Origin of the sequence: Pseudomonas sp. A1230 (genome assembly GCF_044218825.1) — a bacterium.
GTDB classification, from domain to species: domain Bacteria; phylum Pseudomonadota; class Gammaproteobacteria; order Pseudomonadales; family Pseudomonadaceae; genus Aquipseudomonas; species Aquipseudomonas iridis.
Window position 1 is genome coordinate 535,407 of the sequence record NZ_CP162582.1, and the last position, 13,841, is coordinate 549,247.

Annotated in this window: 15 protein-coding genes and 1 tRNA gene; 11 read left to right on the forward strand and 5 right to left on the reverse strand. The window is 56.2% G+C overall.

All coding sequences use genetic code 11. The annotated features are described in order from the left end of the window. The first annotated feature begins 46 nt into the window (after positions 1 to 46). Both AB4P97_RS02535 and AB4P97_RS02540 read left to right on the forward strand, forming a co-directional pair. Complete coding sequence (locus tag AB4P97_RS02535) at positions 47 to 286, forward strand: sulfurtransferase TusA family protein (protein WP_042558071.1); 240 nt, start codon at positions 47 to 49, stop codon at positions 284 to 286. A gap of 31 nt (positions 287 to 317) precedes the next feature. After that, positions 318 to 1,388 (forward strand): AI-2E family transporter, encoded by a 1,071-nt coding sequence (locus tag AB4P97_RS02540; RefSeq protein WP_261735201.1) that lies wholly within the window; start codon positions 318 to 320, stop codon positions 1,386 to 1,388. A 110-nt stretch (positions 1,389 to 1,498) separates the two neighbouring features. On the opposite strand, the gene AB4P97_RS02545 is transcribed toward AB4P97_RS02540, so the two are convergent. Continuing rightward, positions 1,499 to 1,972 carry a peroxiredoxin gene (locus tag AB4P97_RS02545; RefSeq protein WP_047300075.1) on the reverse strand — a complete coding sequence of 158 codons (474 nt, stop codon included), beginning with the start codon at positions 1,970 to 1,972 and terminating at the stop codon, positions 1,499 to 1,501. Positions 1,973 to 1,981: 9 nt separating this feature from the next. Then, positions 1,982 to 2,542: a glycine cleavage system protein R gene (locus tag AB4P97_RS02550; RefSeq protein WP_047300076.1), complete on the reverse strand. Its 561-nt coding sequence runs from the start codon at positions 2,540 to 2,542 to the stop codon at positions 1,982 to 1,984. Positions 2,543 to 2,879: 337 nt separating this feature from the next. Here AB4P97_RS02550 and dapA point away from each other — a divergent pair, with 337 nt between their 5' ends. The 5 genes from dapA to AB4P97_RS02575 all read left to right on the forward strand — a co-directional run bounded on the left by dapA (position 2,880) and on the right by AB4P97_RS02575 (position 6,572). After that, positions 2,880 to 3,758, forward strand: a complete 879-nt coding sequence (dapA, locus tag AB4P97_RS02555; RefSeq protein WP_042558075.1) for a 4-hydroxy-tetrahydrodipicolinate synthase — start codon at positions 2,880 to 2,882, stop codon at positions 3,756 to 3,758. A 17-nt stretch (positions 3,759 to 3,775) separates the two neighbouring features. Next, positions 3,776 to 4,891, forward strand: a complete 1,116-nt coding sequence (gene bamC / locus AB4P97_RS02560) for an outer membrane protein assembly factor BamC (RefSeq protein WP_047300077.1) — start codon at positions 3,776 to 3,778, stop codon at positions 4,889 to 4,891. A 4-nt stretch (positions 4,892 to 4,895) separates the two neighbouring features. Continuing rightward, the gene (locus AB4P97_RS02565) at positions 4,896 to 5,657 is read left to right on the forward strand and encodes an MBL fold metallo-hydrolase (protein WP_042558077.1); all 762 of its coding nucleotides are present in this window, start codon (positions 4,896 to 4,898) and stop codon (positions 5,655 to 5,657) included. A gap of 28 nt (positions 5,658 to 5,685) precedes the next feature. Then, positions 5,686 to 6,399: a phosphoribosylaminoimidazolesuccinocarboxamide synthase gene (gene purC / locus AB4P97_RS02570; RefSeq protein ID WP_042558078.1), complete on the forward strand. Its 714-nt coding sequence runs from the start codon at positions 5,686 to 5,688 to the stop codon at positions 6,397 to 6,399. 83 nt (positions 6,400 to 6,482) lie between these two features. Continuing rightward, positions 6,483 to 6,572: transfer RNA gene (locus tag AB4P97_RS02575), tRNA-Ser, on the forward strand. A gap of 211 nt (positions 6,573 to 6,783) precedes the next feature. On the opposite strand, the gene AB4P97_RS02580 is transcribed toward AB4P97_RS02575, so the two are convergent. Continuing rightward, positions 6,784 to 7,314 carry a hypothetical protein gene (locus AB4P97_RS02580; protein WP_395602035.1) on the reverse strand — a complete coding sequence of 177 codons (531 nt, stop codon included), beginning with the start codon at positions 7,312 to 7,314 and terminating at the stop codon, positions 6,784 to 6,786. Between the two features lie 168 nt (positions 7,315 to 7,482). On the opposite strand from AB4P97_RS02580, the gene AB4P97_RS02585 reads away from it, so the two are divergent. The 3 genes from AB4P97_RS02585 (at position 7,483) to AB4P97_RS02595 (ending at position 11,414) form a co-directional block, all read left to right on the forward strand. After that, entirely contained in the window at positions 7,483 to 9,126 is a 1,644-nt protein-coding gene (locus tag AB4P97_RS02585; RefSeq protein ID WP_395602036.1) for a diguanylate cyclase, read from the forward strand. A 151-nt stretch (positions 9,127 to 9,277) separates the two neighbouring features. Further along, positions 9,278 to 10,861: an EAL domain-containing protein gene (locus AB4P97_RS02590; RefSeq protein WP_042558080.1), complete on the forward strand. Its 1,584-nt coding sequence runs from the start codon at positions 9,278 to 9,280 to the stop codon at positions 10,859 to 10,861. Positions 10,862 to 11,087: 226 nt separating this feature from the next. Continuing rightward, positions 11,088 to 11,414 (forward strand): hypothetical protein, encoded by a 327-nt coding sequence (locus AB4P97_RS02595; RefSeq protein WP_042558081.1) that lies wholly within the window; start codon positions 11,088 to 11,090, stop codon positions 11,412 to 11,414. Positions 11,415 to 11,664: 250 nt separating this feature from the next. Here the strand turns inward: AB4P97_RS02595 and AB4P97_RS02600 are convergent, their stop codons facing one another. After that, positions 11,665 to 12,057, reverse strand: a complete 393-nt coding sequence (locus AB4P97_RS02600) for a VOC family protein (RefSeq protein ID WP_395602037.1) — start codon at positions 12,055 to 12,057, stop codon at positions 11,665 to 11,667. A 440-nt stretch (positions 12,058 to 12,497) separates the two neighbouring features. Then, complete coding sequence (gene yfcF, locus AB4P97_RS02605; protein ID WP_080963898.1) at positions 12,498 to 13,130, reverse strand: glutathione transferase; 633 nt, start codon at positions 13,128 to 13,130, stop codon at positions 12,498 to 12,500. 315 nt (positions 13,131 to 13,445) lie between these two features. Between yfcF and AB4P97_RS02610 the strand changes: the two genes are divergently transcribed. Further along, the gene (locus AB4P97_RS02610; RefSeq protein ID WP_395602038.1) at positions 13,446 to 13,775 is read left to right on the forward strand and encodes a DHCW motif cupin fold protein; all 330 of its coding nucleotides are present in this window, start codon (positions 13,446 to 13,448) and stop codon (positions 13,773 to 13,775) included. Positions 13,776 to 13,841: the final 66 nt, after the last annotated feature.

Below are 13,841 nucleotides of genomic sequence, written 5' to 3' on the forward strand. Positions count from 1 at the left end.
ACCAGATATTCTAGGCTGCTCGACTGACCTGATCCGGAGTGACGCAATGACTGACGCTTTAGCCCATGACGCAGAACTGGACGCCAGCGGCCTGAATTGTCCGTTACCGTTGCTCAAGGCAAAAATGGAACTCAACAAGCTTGCAAGCGGCGCGGTGCTCAAGGTGATCGCCACCGATGCGGGCTCCCAGCGCGACTTTCGCACCTTTGCCAGGTTGGCCGGTCATACGCTGCTGCGCGAAGAAGACGAAGCGGGCGTCTACCGTTACTGGTTGAAAAAAGCCTGAAACCGACAGCGCCAAAACCTAAGGATTATTGATGTTCAAAGTGTTACGCGACTGGATTCAGCGCTACTTCTCCGATGAAGAAGCCGTGGTACTTGCCGTGCTGCTGGTGCTGGCGTTTACCGCGGTGCTCACCCTCGGCGGCATGCTGGCGCCGGTACTGGCCGGGATGGTGCTGGCATACCTGATGCAGGGCCTGGTGGTGACGCTGGAGCGTCTGCGCGTACCAGGTGCTGTCGCGGTGGGATTGGTGTTTGCGCTGTTCATGGGCGCGCTGATGCTGTTCATTGTTGTGGTGCTGCCGCTGCTCTGGCACCAGTTGATTACGCTGTTCAATGAGCTGCCGGGCATGCTCGCCAAGTGGCAATCGTTGCTGTTGTTGCTGCCGGAGCGCTATCCGCATCTGGTCTCCGATGAGCAAGTGTTGCAGGCGATCGAGGCGGCGCGTGGCGAGATCGGCAAGTTCGGCCAGTGGGCGTTGACGTTTTCGCTGTCGAGTCTGCCGCTGCTGGTGAACATCATGATCTATCTGGTGCTCGTACCGATCCTGGTGTTCTTTTTCCTCAAGGATCGGGCAATGATCGGCGAGTGGGTGCGCGGCTATTTACCGCGTGAGCGGGCGCTGATCACACGAGTTGCGCAGGAAATGAACCGGCAGATCGCCAATTACATTCGTGGCAAAGGCATCGAGATCGTGATTTGCGGCGGTGTGACTTACATCGCTTTCGTCGCACTCGGGCTCAACTATGCCGCGCTGCTGGCGCTGCTGGTCGGTTTGTCGGTGGTGGTGCCGTATGTCGGCGCGGTAGTGGTGACCGTGCCGGTGCTGCTGATTGCGCTGTTCCAGTGGGGCTGGAGCGATCAATTCATTTATCTGATGGCGGCCTACGGCATCATCCAGACACTGGATGGCAACGTACTGGTGCCGTTGCTGTTTTCCGAAGCGGTCAACCTGCACCCGGTGGCAATTATTTGCGCGGTGCTGCTGTTCGGCGGGTTGTGGGGGTTTTGGGGTGTGTTCTTTGCGATTCCTCTGGCGACGCTGTTCAAGGCAGTGCTCGATGCCTGGCCGCGTAAGGAACCCGTGGTGGCGCCGCTGCTTTAAAACAAAAGATCGCAGCCTGCGGCAGCTCCTACAGTTTTCGGTGTCACCGCACAATATGCGATCGAACATCGAACATGTAGGGGTTGCCGCAGGCTGCGATCTTTTGATCCTCAGGCTTTATTCAGCGCTTGAGCAGCAGCCAGAACTGCATCGACATGCCCCGGTACCTTCACGCCACGCCATTCCTGACGCAGCACTCCGTCCTTATCAATCAGGAACGTGCTGCGATCAACACCCAGGTATTCCTTGCCGTAAAGCTTCTTGAGCTTGATCACGTCGAACAACTGGCAGACAGCCTCGTCCTTGTCGCTGATCAGCTCGAACGGAAACTCCTGCTTGCCCTTGAAGTTCTCGTGAGACTTCAGGCTGTCGCGGGAGATGCCGAAGATTTCCGTATTGGCGGCCTTGAACGCCGCGTACTGATCACGAAAGCCCTGACCCTCGGTGGTGCAGCCCGGGGTGCTGTCCTTCGGATAGAAGTAGATCACCACTTGCTTGCCCTTCAGGGCAGACAGGCTGACGGTTTGCCCGCTGGTGGCAGGGGCTTCGAAATCCGCAACCGGTTGGTCGATGACAACGGCCATGAGGCTTCCTTACATTGGGTTTTGTGGGCGCCAGGGTTCGATCAGGGCATCGAGGTTCATGGCGTCTGAGAAATCCAGGAACTGATCACGCAGCCAACTGATCTGGGTGCCGGCCGGCAGGGTCACGGTGAACGTGGCGTTGAGCATGGTGCCACCGGTCTGTGGTGCCTGATACGTGTCGCACGTCAGGTTTTCCAGTTCGACATTGTGATCCATGAAGAACTGGCACAGCTCATTGATGATGTCCGGACGATACGCGGAGCTGACGTAAGCCACGTATGGCAGCGCCTGCGGACGGTTCTCCAATGGTGCGCTGCGCACCACGTTGACGGTGAACGCGTGCTTCTTGGCGAGACCTGACAGGCTGCCTTCCAGGCGTGCGAGGGCGTCCCAGCTGCCAGAGATTTCGAGAATCAGCGCGCTGCACTCGCCATGGCGGGTCAGGCGGGAAGTAACCACGGCGCAGCGATTTTCATGGCTGGCGCGGCACAGGACGTTAGTCAGCTCCATGGGGTTGGCGCCGAGGGCACTGATGACAAGGAATTGTTCGCGAACTGTGGGGGTGGACATGCAGCATTCCTAAAGCGATGAGCGGTCGGTAGGTTTACGGGCGTTGATCGCCGCAGAGTGCCCGTGTGCCCATTAAGGCTGTCCGTTCAGAAAGCCCCGGCAAGCGCTCGCGGCTCGCTCCACTCAACGGGAGCGCGTCGATGCGACGCTGGAACGGGGCCTGGGAGGCCGAAAAGGGAGGCTGAAACCCGGCGTACAAGCTGATCAGTACCGATCAAAGTCTGAAGGGTAGCGAAAAGCGACGCCAAGGGGAATGGCGGCAGCGCAGTACTTTGCTTGTGCAAGCATCTTGGCGCCAGTACCATTACCGCTCTCTTTTTCCGGCAGGAGCGGTTTCATGATTGCGGGCAGTATGGTGGCACTGGTCACTCCCATGGATGCACAAGGGCGTCTTGACTGGGACAGCCTCAGCAAACTCGTGGACTTCCACCTCAAGAACGGCACCCATGCCATTGTCGCGGTCGGTACTACCGGCGAGTCGGCAACCCTTGATGTAGAAGAACACATCGCCGTCATCAAAGCCGTGGTCAAACAGGTTGCAGGCCGTATTCCGGTCATCGCCGGCACCGGCGCCAACTCGACTCGCGAAGCCGTCGAGCTGACCCGCAACGCCAAGGAAGCTGGCGCCGATGCCTGCCTGCTGGTCGTTCCGTACTACAACAAGCCGACTCAGGAAGGCTTGTATCAGCATTTCAAACACATCGCTGAATCGGTCGACATCCCACAGATTCTCTACAACGTTCCTGGCCGCACGTCTTGCGACATGCAGGCCGAGACCGTGATTCGCCTGTCCACCGTGCCGAACATCATCGGCATCAAGGAAGCCACCGGCGACCTGGTTCGTGCCAAAGCGATCATCGATGGCGTGAGCAAGGATTTCATCGTGCTGTCCGGCGATGATCCGACCGCCGTCGAACTGATCCTGCTGGGCGGCAAGGGCAACATCTCTGTTACTGCCAACGTCGCTCCGCGCGAAATGGCTGATCTGTGCGAGGCCGCGCTCAAGGGCGACGCCGAGACCGCACGGGCCATCAACGAAAAACTGATGCCGCTGCACAAAGACCTGTTCATCGAAGCCAACCCGATTCCGGTGAAGTGGGCTTTGGTTGAAATGGGCCTGATGCACGAAGGCATCCGCCTGCCACTCACCTGGCTGAGCACTCCTTGTCATGAAACGCTTCGCTCGGCCCTGCGCCAGTGCAGCGTCCTGGTTTAATTGAGGAAGTACAACGCATGAAGCGAATGGCCGGACTTTCCGCACTTGCCTTGATTATCTCCAGCACCAGCGGCTGCGGATGGGTCTGGGGGCCGGAAGGTTATTTCCGCGACCGTGGTAGCGATTACCTGCAAGCGCAACAGACTGCACCGATGCAACTGCCAGCAGACGTCAGCACTTCCAAGCGTCTGGATCCGCTGCTGCCGATCCCGCGCAACGTCGCTGACGACACCGCCAAGGGCGAGTACGTGGTTCCACGTCCTCAGCCGTTGTCGGCCGTTGCCGACGCCAGCGACTACTCGCTGCAGAAGAGTGGCGATACCCGTTGGGTCGTGGCCCAGCATCCACCGGCCGAAGTCTGGCCAGTGGCTGTGCAGTTCTTCCAGGACAACGGTTTCCGTCTGGATGAACAGCGTCCACAAACCGGCGAATTCACCACCACCTGGCAGCATTCCGACGAGCTGTCGGCAGCAATGGCCAAGCGCCTGAGCGCAGCCGGCGTCAGCACCGACAGCGAAACCCGCGTTCGTGTGCGGATCGAGCCAGGCGTGCAGCGCAACACCAGTGAAATCTACGTGGTCAGCGCCGAGCGTCCTGCCGGCAGCAGCGCCGATGTGGCCTTCACCAACCGTTCGGTCAACACGGGTCTGGACGCCGCTCTGGTCGACGACATGCTCGCGAGCATGAGCCGTATCTCCGAGAAGGGCGGTTCGGTGTCGATGTTGGCGTCGCGTGATTTCGATACCCCGAGCCGCGTCAGTCTCAACGAAGACGGCAGCGGTAACCCGGTGTTGAACGTCGGTACCGACCTTGACCGTGCCTGGTCGAGCGTTGGCCGTGCACTGGAACAAGGTGAATGGCGCGTTGAAGACATCAACCGCAGCCTGGGCCTGTACTACATCAACCTGGCCGAAAAAGCCGAGAAGAAAGACGACAAGCCTGGTTTCTTCAGCAGCCTGTTCGGCAGCGCGCCGAGCAAGGAAGAAGTTGAAGCCCGTGCCGAGCGTTATCAGGTTCGCCTGAGCAAGGTTGGCGAGAACATTCAGGTGACCGTCGAGAAAAACATCAACACCGTTGCGCCGGCTGACGTGGCGCGCAAAGTGTTGAGCGTAATTCAGGACAACCTGGGCTGATCACATGCGTTTTGCCGTTCTCGGCAGCGGTAGCCAAGGGAACGGCACGCTGATCGCCAGTGCTGATACGTATGTGCTGGTGGATTGTGGTTTTTCCCTGCGGGAAACCGAAAAACGCCTGTTGCGCCTGGGTGTAAACCCGGCGCAACTGAGCGCGATACTCGTAACCCACGAACATGCCGACCACGTGCATGGCGTGGGTTTACTGTCTCGGCGCTACAATCTGCCGGTCTACCTCAGTCGCGGCACACTGCGCGGGATGCGCAAACCGATTGAACCCGCAGGCTTTCTGGCCGGCGGCGAGCAACTGCAGATCGGTGCACTGAACATCGGGGTCATTGCCGTGGCCCACGATGCGCAGGAACCGACCCAGTATGTATTCAGTGACATCGAGCAGCGGCGCTTCGGCCTGCTGACCGACCTGGGTTCCTACTGCGAGCGGGTGCTGGAGGGTTATCGGGATCTCGATGCGTTGATGATCGAATCCAACCATTGCCGTGACATGCTGGCCCGTGGTCACTACCCGTACTTTCTCAAGCAGCGGGTGGGCGGCGAGCTGGGACATTTGAACAACCATCAGGCGGCATTCCTGGTGTCCGAGCTGGGCTGGCAGGGGCTGCAACATCTGGTCCTGGCTCATCTGAGCAGCAAGAACAACTTGCCGCAGCTGGCCCGACAATGTTTTGTCGACACCCTTGGGTGCGACCCGGACTGGCTGCAACTGGCCGATCAAGATTCAGGGCTCGACTGGCGCCACATCGCCTAGCCCACCTACTTAGCAAGCGGAGCCCATCATGGAAAAACGTGAAGAACTCTACCGCGGCAAAGCCAAATCGGTTTACAAGACCGACGACGCTGACCGCTTGATCCTGCTGTTTCGCAACGACACTTCGGCGTTCGACGGCAAGCGCATCGAACAGCTCGACCGCAAAGGCATGGTGAACAACAAGTTCAACGCCTTCATCATGCAGAAGCTCGAAGCGGCCGGCATTCCGACCCAATTCGACAAACTGCTGGGCGACAACGAGTGCCTGGTGAAGAAGCTGGACATGATCCCGGTCGAGTGCGTCGTGCGTAACTATGCCGCGGGCAGCCTGGTCAAGCGCTTGGGTGTGGAAGAGGGCATCAAGCTCAATCCGTACACCTTCGAACTGTTCCTGAAGGACGACGCCAAGGGCGACCCGTTCATCAACGAATCCCACGTTGTGGCATTCGGCTGGGGCACCGCCGAGCAACTGGTCCGCATGAAAGAACTGTCGCTCAAGGTCAACGAAGTCCTGAGCAAACTGTTCGACGACGCAGGCCTGTTGCTGGTCGACTTCAAGCTTGAATTCGGCGTATTCAGCGACGGCTCCATCGTCCTGGGCGACGAGTTCAGCCCGGACGGCTGCCGTCTGTGGGACAAGGACACCAAGAAGAAGATGGACAAAGACCGCTTCCGTCAGGGCCTCGGTGACGTTATCGAAGCCTACGAAGAAGTCGCCAATCGTCTGGGCGTACCGCTTTAATCGACGCAAGCATCTGATAGCACGCAGATTTTTTCGAAAGAGGGTTTGCTTTCGGTAAAAGTGTTGTTATGATGCGCGCCGTTGGAGAGATGCCAGAGTGGCCGAATGGGACGGATTCGAAATCCGTTGTACCTTCACCGGTACCTAGGGTTCGAATCCCTATCTCTCCGCCATTATTGAACAAGACGAAGCCCCCGTAATCATTGCTGATTGCGGGGGCTTTTTCGTTTCTGTGAATTCATTTAGGGCATTTCTAGGGCATAAACCTTGCCCGACATGCCGCTCTAGTCCTGTCTAAACCCCAGCATTTTTGACACAACACCCGCCATGCTCTTGGTGTCTTTGGGTATCCACCTCCCATAATGTTTTCTCACCATCGTTGTGTCAGCGTGTCCAAACTGCCTCAGCGTGCTCAAGATCGACGTCCGACCCCACATTGCTAACCATGTCTAGCTGATTGGATTTAAGAATGCCGTCGCCGAAAGCGTCACCCCAGACGCCCCGTACTACAGTGAAAATGTCATTTACGGTTTGCGGGGAGAGAACTTGTTTCAGTAGGTGTGCTTGAAAAAGCCCTATATCGCTCTTGCTGATATCGAGGATTCGGCGCCTGCCAAACTTGGTCTCCACGTGTTTTGATTTGCTCACGTAATTGACGACGGTGCTAGATGCTTTAAGCGCCTTTTGAACCTCCAGCCAGCGGTCGATGCCTTCGTTGACTGTACGCTTTAGGGAGGGGCCGCCGGTGCCCGTGAACATGGCGGCCCTTGGTGAGTTGGGAAAGTGAGCCGCATAGTCGAAGCGGCGCTCTTTAATCTCCGCCAGGATGGTGCGCCGATTTGTATTGGGGTCGTCATGTGGTGTGCTCCTGAGATTGTCGTTGGCTATTCGTTGGGCGCTTGTATTCACAGTCATTGGTGCTCGCTTAAGGGATGGACAGCGAAATGAGTGATCTTGAGAGACAGCCGGGTGTCATGCATATTGCGTGAAGCACGTGTAGGGCGTGTGTGCAGAGATATTGATATTGGCAGGGCTGCTCCGCTGAGCGGTCTCACGAAAACAGATGCGTCACGGTAGACATCGATGGATAGAGCCAACAATCAAAGGGATTCGGTCGATGACAAGAGGGCAGGCGACCGGCCGCCCGGTGTAGTTCTGGACTTGCGTTGGCTTATCTTCACCCTCGTGGTGCTCTCGGTACTGGCCACTTTAGGCAACAGCCTCATCACGGCCTATCGAGTGCAACGGGATGCGCTGGTAGAACATGCGCTTCAGTCAAACAGTGCTTACGCGGCGAAAGTAGCCTCAAGCCTTTCTGAATTTATTCGCTCGGCGCAGAGCCACCTGCACTACGGTGCTGTGGAGTTGGGCAAGGAGTGGGGCAATGCCAAGGAATTGCGTGCCGAAGCGATGCGTCTGCAGAAGCAGGATGCCGATTTCAATTCAATAGCGATTGTCGATGTTGATGCCAGGGTGCTGGAAGCGTATCCGGATACGCAGCAAATCATCGGTTCTACACTGCACTCCGATGCCGTTCAGAACGCCATCGAGGCGAGGCGCCCGTTTATCAGTCCTGCTTACAAATCAGCGGCTGGGAACCTGGTCGTGTTCGTCTCTGAGCCCATCTATGATTCGTCAAACCGTTACGTTGGCATCATTGGCGGTTCGATTTACCTGCAGCAGGACAATGCGCTGCATACCTTGATCAGCCAGCATTTTTATCACACCGGGACATTTGCCTTCGTCGCGGATCAGAATCGGCATCTGCTCTATCACCCCGAGACGTCGCGAATTGGCGAAACGCTTGGATGGAGCAAGACCGTGGACGCTGCGTTACGCGGCGAGAGCGGATTCATGGCGGTGCCCAATTACAAGGGCATACCAATGCTTGCTGGATACGCTCAGGTTCCGGGCGCCGGTTGGGCTGTGGTCGCACAGCAGCCGCGCGAGGTCAGCCTTGCGCCCCTGAAGACGTTGATGGATAACGTGATATTGGGCATGGTGCCAGCGGCTCTGATCGGCTTTGTCCTGATGTGGTGGGGGGCTCTGTTGATCTGTCGACCTTTGCACCAGCTTTCCAGCATCGCTGGCCAATTGTCGGCACCGCGAGCGACCGAGAAACTTCACCACGTGAAGGCATGGTATCGGGAGGCTTTTTCTATTCGTCAAGCGATGCTGACCAGCGTGCAGCTTTTGCAAGCAAAAATAGGCCGCCTCAATCAGCAGGCGTTTACTGACCCGCTGACAGGTATTGCCAATCGCAGGGCGATGGATGAAGAGTTGCTTGGGCTAGAGCAGGCAGGCCGCACATATTCGGTACTGTCACTGGATATCGATCATTTCAAAAAAGTGAATGATACCTTCGGCCACGATAAGGGCGACTTGGCGATCAAGCAGGTCGCTGCAACACTGGCGAGCTACTCACGCACCGGTGATCTCGCGTGTAGAGCGGGTGGAGAAGAGTTCTTGCTGATTCTGCCGGATACCGATCTCGAATCGGCGAATTTGATTGCCGAGCGAGTTCGGCAAGCCATCGCTACGAGTGACATCCCTGGAGTCGGGCGTATTACCGCGTCGATCGGTGTCGCGACTTGTGTGCAAGCACCCACTCCCGCAGACGTTGTGCTCAAGCAGGCAGACGAATGCTTGTATCGCGCCAAACAGAGCGGGCGTAATAGAGTGGAATCGTGCCTTGCATCAACGCTCCAAAGTGCCGGACCAGAATAAGATGAATCAGGCGTATCACCCGCGCTTTCGACTCGCTGATGGCTTGTTGATTGGCTCCAGGATTTTAAGATAAAAGCAGTAATCCTTATCAACGACCCGACACGTCAAACCACGGCCAAGACGCGTCAATAGCCATTGCTCAGGCGGTGAAATGAACAGTTCAAGGATCAGCAGCCAGGGTATGCTCCTGGCGCTGCTATCGGTGATCGTCCCGCTGGTCCTCACTTTTGCGGGTGGATGGCTGTTGACGACCTATGTCGCCAACGAACGACTCCACACCCTCGCGCAGATTGCCAGTCAACGCGCCAGTGCTACGTTTGAACAGGCATCCCAAACACTCAAAAACGTTGCCCTTACCGATCTGCAACCCTGCACGCCGGAAAGCATCGAGCAGATGCGCATGATTGCCATGAACACGTTTTCGGTTGAGTCGGTGGGCTACGAGGAAGATGTGTTTGCCTGTACTTCCTGGGGCACTACGTCGCCACGCGCCACTAAGTGGCCCGAGGATTTCGTCACTGAGGATGGCGTGAAGGTTTCCATCGAGGCGTACGACGACAACCCTCTGATCAAGCCGATGCTGGCCCTGCAGTTCGCGGCGTTCAATGTTCTGGTGGATCCCGAGCAATTTCGCGAAGTGGACCTCGATGAAGGCATCAAGCTGGCAGTGGGGACGCGGCAAGGCCGCTTGCTGGGCCCTGCGCGGCCTAACATGGCGAGCTTCCTTGCATTGGTCCATCAAGGCCCGACTCACGGTCTGAAAGACGGTTTTCTCTATACATCGGCGGCGCAGGGCAACTTCACAGTCATTGCAGCTATCCCGCGGCAGGAACTGCTGCGAAGTCTCTGGAAACATGTGCTTTATCTGCTACCTGTTGGCCTGATTGTGTCGGCAGCGTTGCTATTGGCGAACCTGCGCTGGTGGCGGCGAAAACTGTCACCGCTTAACGCGTTGGAGCAGGCTGTACGCCGGAACGAATTTCTCGTCCATTACCAGCCAATCATCGAGATTGAAACCCATCGATGCATTGGAGCCGAGGCGTTGGTCCGCTGGCAAAAAACCGACGGCACAATCGTCTATCCCGACCACTTCATTCCTTTGGCCGAGTCCAGTGGGCTGATTGAGGGCATCACGAATCAGGTGATACAGACTGTTCTAAATGACCTCGGGACAATACTGGCCAGTGATCGCTCGATGCATGTGGCATTGAACCTGGCGGCGGCCGACGTGTGTACAGGGCACTTTTTGCCGAAACTACTGGAGGAGGTTCAGCGCCTGGACGTTCTCCCGGGGCAAATTTGGCTGGAGGTGACTGAGCGCAGCCTGCTCGATCCTGCTCCAGCCAAAATCACCATAGAACGTGCGCGTAATGCCGGTTTTATTATCGCGCTAGATGACTTCGGTACAGGCTATTCAAGTTTGCAGTATCTGCAGCAGTTGCCGCTCGATGCGCTCAAGATCGATCGGTCGTTCGTTGAGCAGGTCGGTGCAGCTACTGAAAAGACGCTCTTGGTCACTCACGTCATTCAGATGGGGCGTGCCTTGGAATTGACGCTGATTGCAGAGGGCGTCGAGACGACAGGGCAGCTCGACTACCTACGTGCGAACCAGGTCCGTTACGCTCAGGGATGGCTGTTCGCGAAGGCTATGGATTGCGCGCAGTTCAAAAAACTCTACTGGGCAAGCAGGCCCTTGGCGCTGCGGCATAGCGACGATGTTAATGTGAGTTCTTGAGTGGCTTGGCGGCGTGGTAACAACCTGTAGGTCTCGAGTTTTATCAATGTCGGGCCCTGCATGCGCCTATGCACGGACAGTCGCACTATGAGCCCTTTCTTGGCATATTTTTTCGGCCGGCGGGTGGTGAATTGCCAGCATTTTCACAGAAGTGACCTACACGAAATTGTTCGTAGTAGCGTCCGAAGCTCTGAGGGCCAAACTTGCGCTATTTTCGAGACTGTAGATGGACATTTCTCGCTTAAATGAACTCTTTTTCGAGCACAATTGTGTAGCTTCGATGAATCTCGAAATGATGGATTTCAAATACAACCTCACCTTGACTATGTCGTCCTCCAAAGACCCGGAAACAGAGGGTGTGACGGCTGTTTTTCATGATGTCAGCGCACTGAACCTAAACGCCTTCGGTGGCGGGCTAACCCAATTCATGGACCTCGTCGTGACGCGAATCGATAACGGCCTGGACAGAATCAGGTACGAATTGAAAGATGTTGAGGAAGAGAAAATCTCTTTCTATTTTTCGACTTTCAGCGCGCGAGGCCATGAGGAGTAAGTCTGCGGATATTAATAGGAGCGCTGGCGGTAGCGCTGTTGGCAGGATGTATGGATACCCATGCCAGTCCTTGAACGTCATACCCCGGAATGTTTGCGGGTGGAGGCCTCGAAATCACCTGCTAAATAGTCATCCCCTGGTGCAACTAATCCTTAGCAGTGCACCCGTCGCGACAGGCAGATAACGGCTAGAAGCGGCCATAACCGGCCGTTCGAAAGGCGCCTGAGACATCTTATATCCTGCACTTGATCTATTCTGGATCGTGACAACACACGCAAAGCTTGTTTCCTTCAGGGTCTCGAAAGTACGCCCCATAAAAATCCGGGTGGTATTCGGGTCGCAGGCCCGGAGTGCCTTCGCATGTTCCATCCAAGACCAACGCCAAAGCATGGGCGTTGCGTACGATCTGTCTATTAGGTGCTAGCAGAGCAATCATTTGCCCATTCCCTAGCGTCGCAGATTGGCTGTCGAACGGTTTGCCCACCACGAAAAGAGGCCGTGCAGTGTCGGGGTGTTTCCAGCCAGCCCATGGGCGTTCAACGTCTGTGAACTTGAGATCAAGTCCGAGTATCTCCATGACCCCTTGATAAAACACAAGTGCTCTATTGAAGTCATTCACTCCGATGAATACATGTGAAATCATTTTTGTCCTAAAAAGAGGAAGCCTTCTCGCAACATACCAAGAATTTTCAGGCTGTGTTCAACCTCTGGCCTGAAACATACTCAGTCGAACTTGGAAGATGTTTTTACACTAACGGGGCCGATTGCTGCGTGTGGTGAAGTGCTGCTATCGACCCAGGCTGTGTGAAAGCACAAGCAGCATTTTGAAGTCCTCGTCTTTACGGAAATCTGCCAGCGTTCGGTCAGTCGGCGAACTTGGAGTTTGCTCAGAAACGCGATATCCACTCCGATTACAATCGCCGCCGCTGATCGAAAACGTTTTTCGATTGGTACCCTGTACCTATTCCCGAAGCTGCTTGCGTTACATCCGGCCATCTAGAATGGGTTCCAGGCCTAGTTTTGAAACGAGCCCGAAACCCTCTCTAAATATAAGCCGCTCTCCACAAACGATAGGTGTGCCGACTACATCGGAGGACGTTGCAATTTGACCCACTCCTGTACGGTTGGTCGTTGCCATTGGCGCTGCGCGTACTCCACCAGCGCGGGTGGTACGGAGTCGCCGTTGAATATCAGCCGGTTGAGCATCAAGGCCAGATCCACATCGGCGATCGACCATTGACCGAACAGGTACTCGGGGCTGTCGGCCAGTAGCGTTTGTGCGGCACCGCACAGCTTGCGCGCTGCCGACTCGGCAGCTGGCGACAAGGGGTTTGATTTGAGTCCATAAAACACAACCAATGTGGATCGTTCCTGCCGAATGGGCAGCAGGTCACTCCGCACCCATGCCTGGACTTGTCGTGCCTTTGCATGCTGCATCATGTCTTGTGGGTAAACCGGCGCCTGGGGGAAAACGTCTTCCAGGTACTCAGTGATCGCCGACGATTCAGATAAGGCGAAGTCGCCGTGCACAAGTGTGGGTACCCGCTGGGTCTGCGAGAGGCTGGCATAGTCCTCTGACTGGTTTTCGGACGAGTCGAGGTCTAGCGGGATCATTTCAAATTCGATGCCCTTTTCGCGGAGTACCACGAAAGCCGACATGGCATAGGGGCTGCAAAATTGAGAGTCAACGTACAAGCGCAGGCGGGAATTATTCACAGGTCATCTCCTTATGCAGAAGGAAGCACGCTACGAGATTTACAGCGATAAATAAAATTCATGATGTTCATGGGCGTATTCCTGACCGGAATACTTTGTTGCCGCCTGCCCTTGTCTGGCTTCCTTCAGATTGGGCGCGCTCTGTTTTGGAGGTAACCCCGCCACGACAGGTACCCCGGCTTATCATTCAGCGGTCGTGCTGAAGACTAGGCAGTTTCTCCCACCCTGTATCCTATAAATGCGGGCCGTCTGTGTCTGTCGGCACCATCGCCCGAATGATACGGTCTGCATTTATTGCATATCGATGAGGCAAAAATGGATCTCACTGCAATCCCATTTGGTACCACCGATTGGTCAACGATAGAGCCGGTGGTGCATGCCGGTCAGACAGGCACAGCCTATTGGCGTACCTGCCAGTTTGGATCAGCTCGTGTGCGGATGGTCGAATACAGCCCTGGATATTTGGCCGATCACTGGTGTTGGAGGGGGCACATCCTGTTGTGCCTGGAGGGTCAATTGGATACAGAACTTGAAGATGGTCGTCAGTTCACACTGACGCCAGGCATGAGCTATCAAGTGGGCAATAATGCTGAGGGGCATCGTTCATCCACCACGATCGGGGCGAAGTTGTACATTGTGGATTAGTCGTGGGGGCGACCTGTAAACGCACCCCACCAATCCGTTGGCAGCGGATGCTCCCGTAATCAGGGA

Coding starts and splice junctions, on each gene's coding strand:
- AB4P97_RS02610 (WP_395602038.1), top strand. CDS start 13,446: ATGGATCTCACTGCAATCCCATTTGGTACCACCGATTGGTCAACGATA.
- AB4P97_RS02595 (WP_042558081.1), top strand. CDS start 11,088: ATGGACATTTCTCGCTTAAATGAACTCTTTTTCGAGCACAATTGTGTA.
- AB4P97_RS02600 (WP_395602037.1), bottom strand. CDS start 12,057: ATGATTTCACATGTATTCATCGGAGTGAATGACTTCAATAGAGCACTT.
- purC (WP_042558078.1), top strand. CDS start 5,686: ATGGAAAAACGTGAAGAACTCTACCGCGGCAAAGCCAAATCGGTTTAC.
- AB4P97_RS02545 (WP_047300075.1), bottom strand. CDS start 1,972: ATGGCCGTTGTCATCGACCAACCGGTTGCGGATTTCGAAGCCCCTGCC.
- bamC (WP_047300077.1), top strand. CDS start 3,776: ATGAAGCGAATGGCCGGACTTTCCGCACTTGCCTTGATTATCTCCAGC.
- AB4P97_RS02585 (WP_395602036.1), top strand. CDS start 7,483: ATGGATAGAGCCAACAATCAAAGGGATTCGGTCGATGACAAGAGGGCA.
- AB4P97_RS02550 (WP_047300076.1), bottom strand. CDS start 2,542: ATGTCCACCCCCACAGTTCGCGAACAATTCCTTGTCATCAGTGCCCTC.
- AB4P97_RS02565 (WP_042558077.1), top strand. CDS start 4,896: ATGCGTTTTGCCGTTCTCGGCAGCGGTAGCCAAGGGAACGGCACGCTG.
- dapA (WP_042558075.1), top strand. CDS start 2,880: ATGATTGCGGGCAGTATGGTGGCACTGGTCACTCCCATGGATGCACAA.
- AB4P97_RS02580 (WP_395602035.1), bottom strand. CDS start 7,314: ATGACTGTGAATACAAGCGCCCAACGAATAGCCAACGACAATCTCAGG.
- AB4P97_RS02540 (WP_261735201.1), top strand. CDS start 318: ATGTTCAAAGTGTTACGCGACTGGATTCAGCGCTACTTCTCCGATGAA.
- AB4P97_RS02590 (WP_042558080.1), top strand. CDS start 9,278: ATGAACAGTTCAAGGATCAGCAGCCAGGGTATGCTCCTGGCGCTGCTA.
- AB4P97_RS02535 (WP_042558071.1), top strand. CDS start 47: ATGACTGACGCTTTAGCCCATGACGCAGAACTGGACGCCAGCGGCCTG.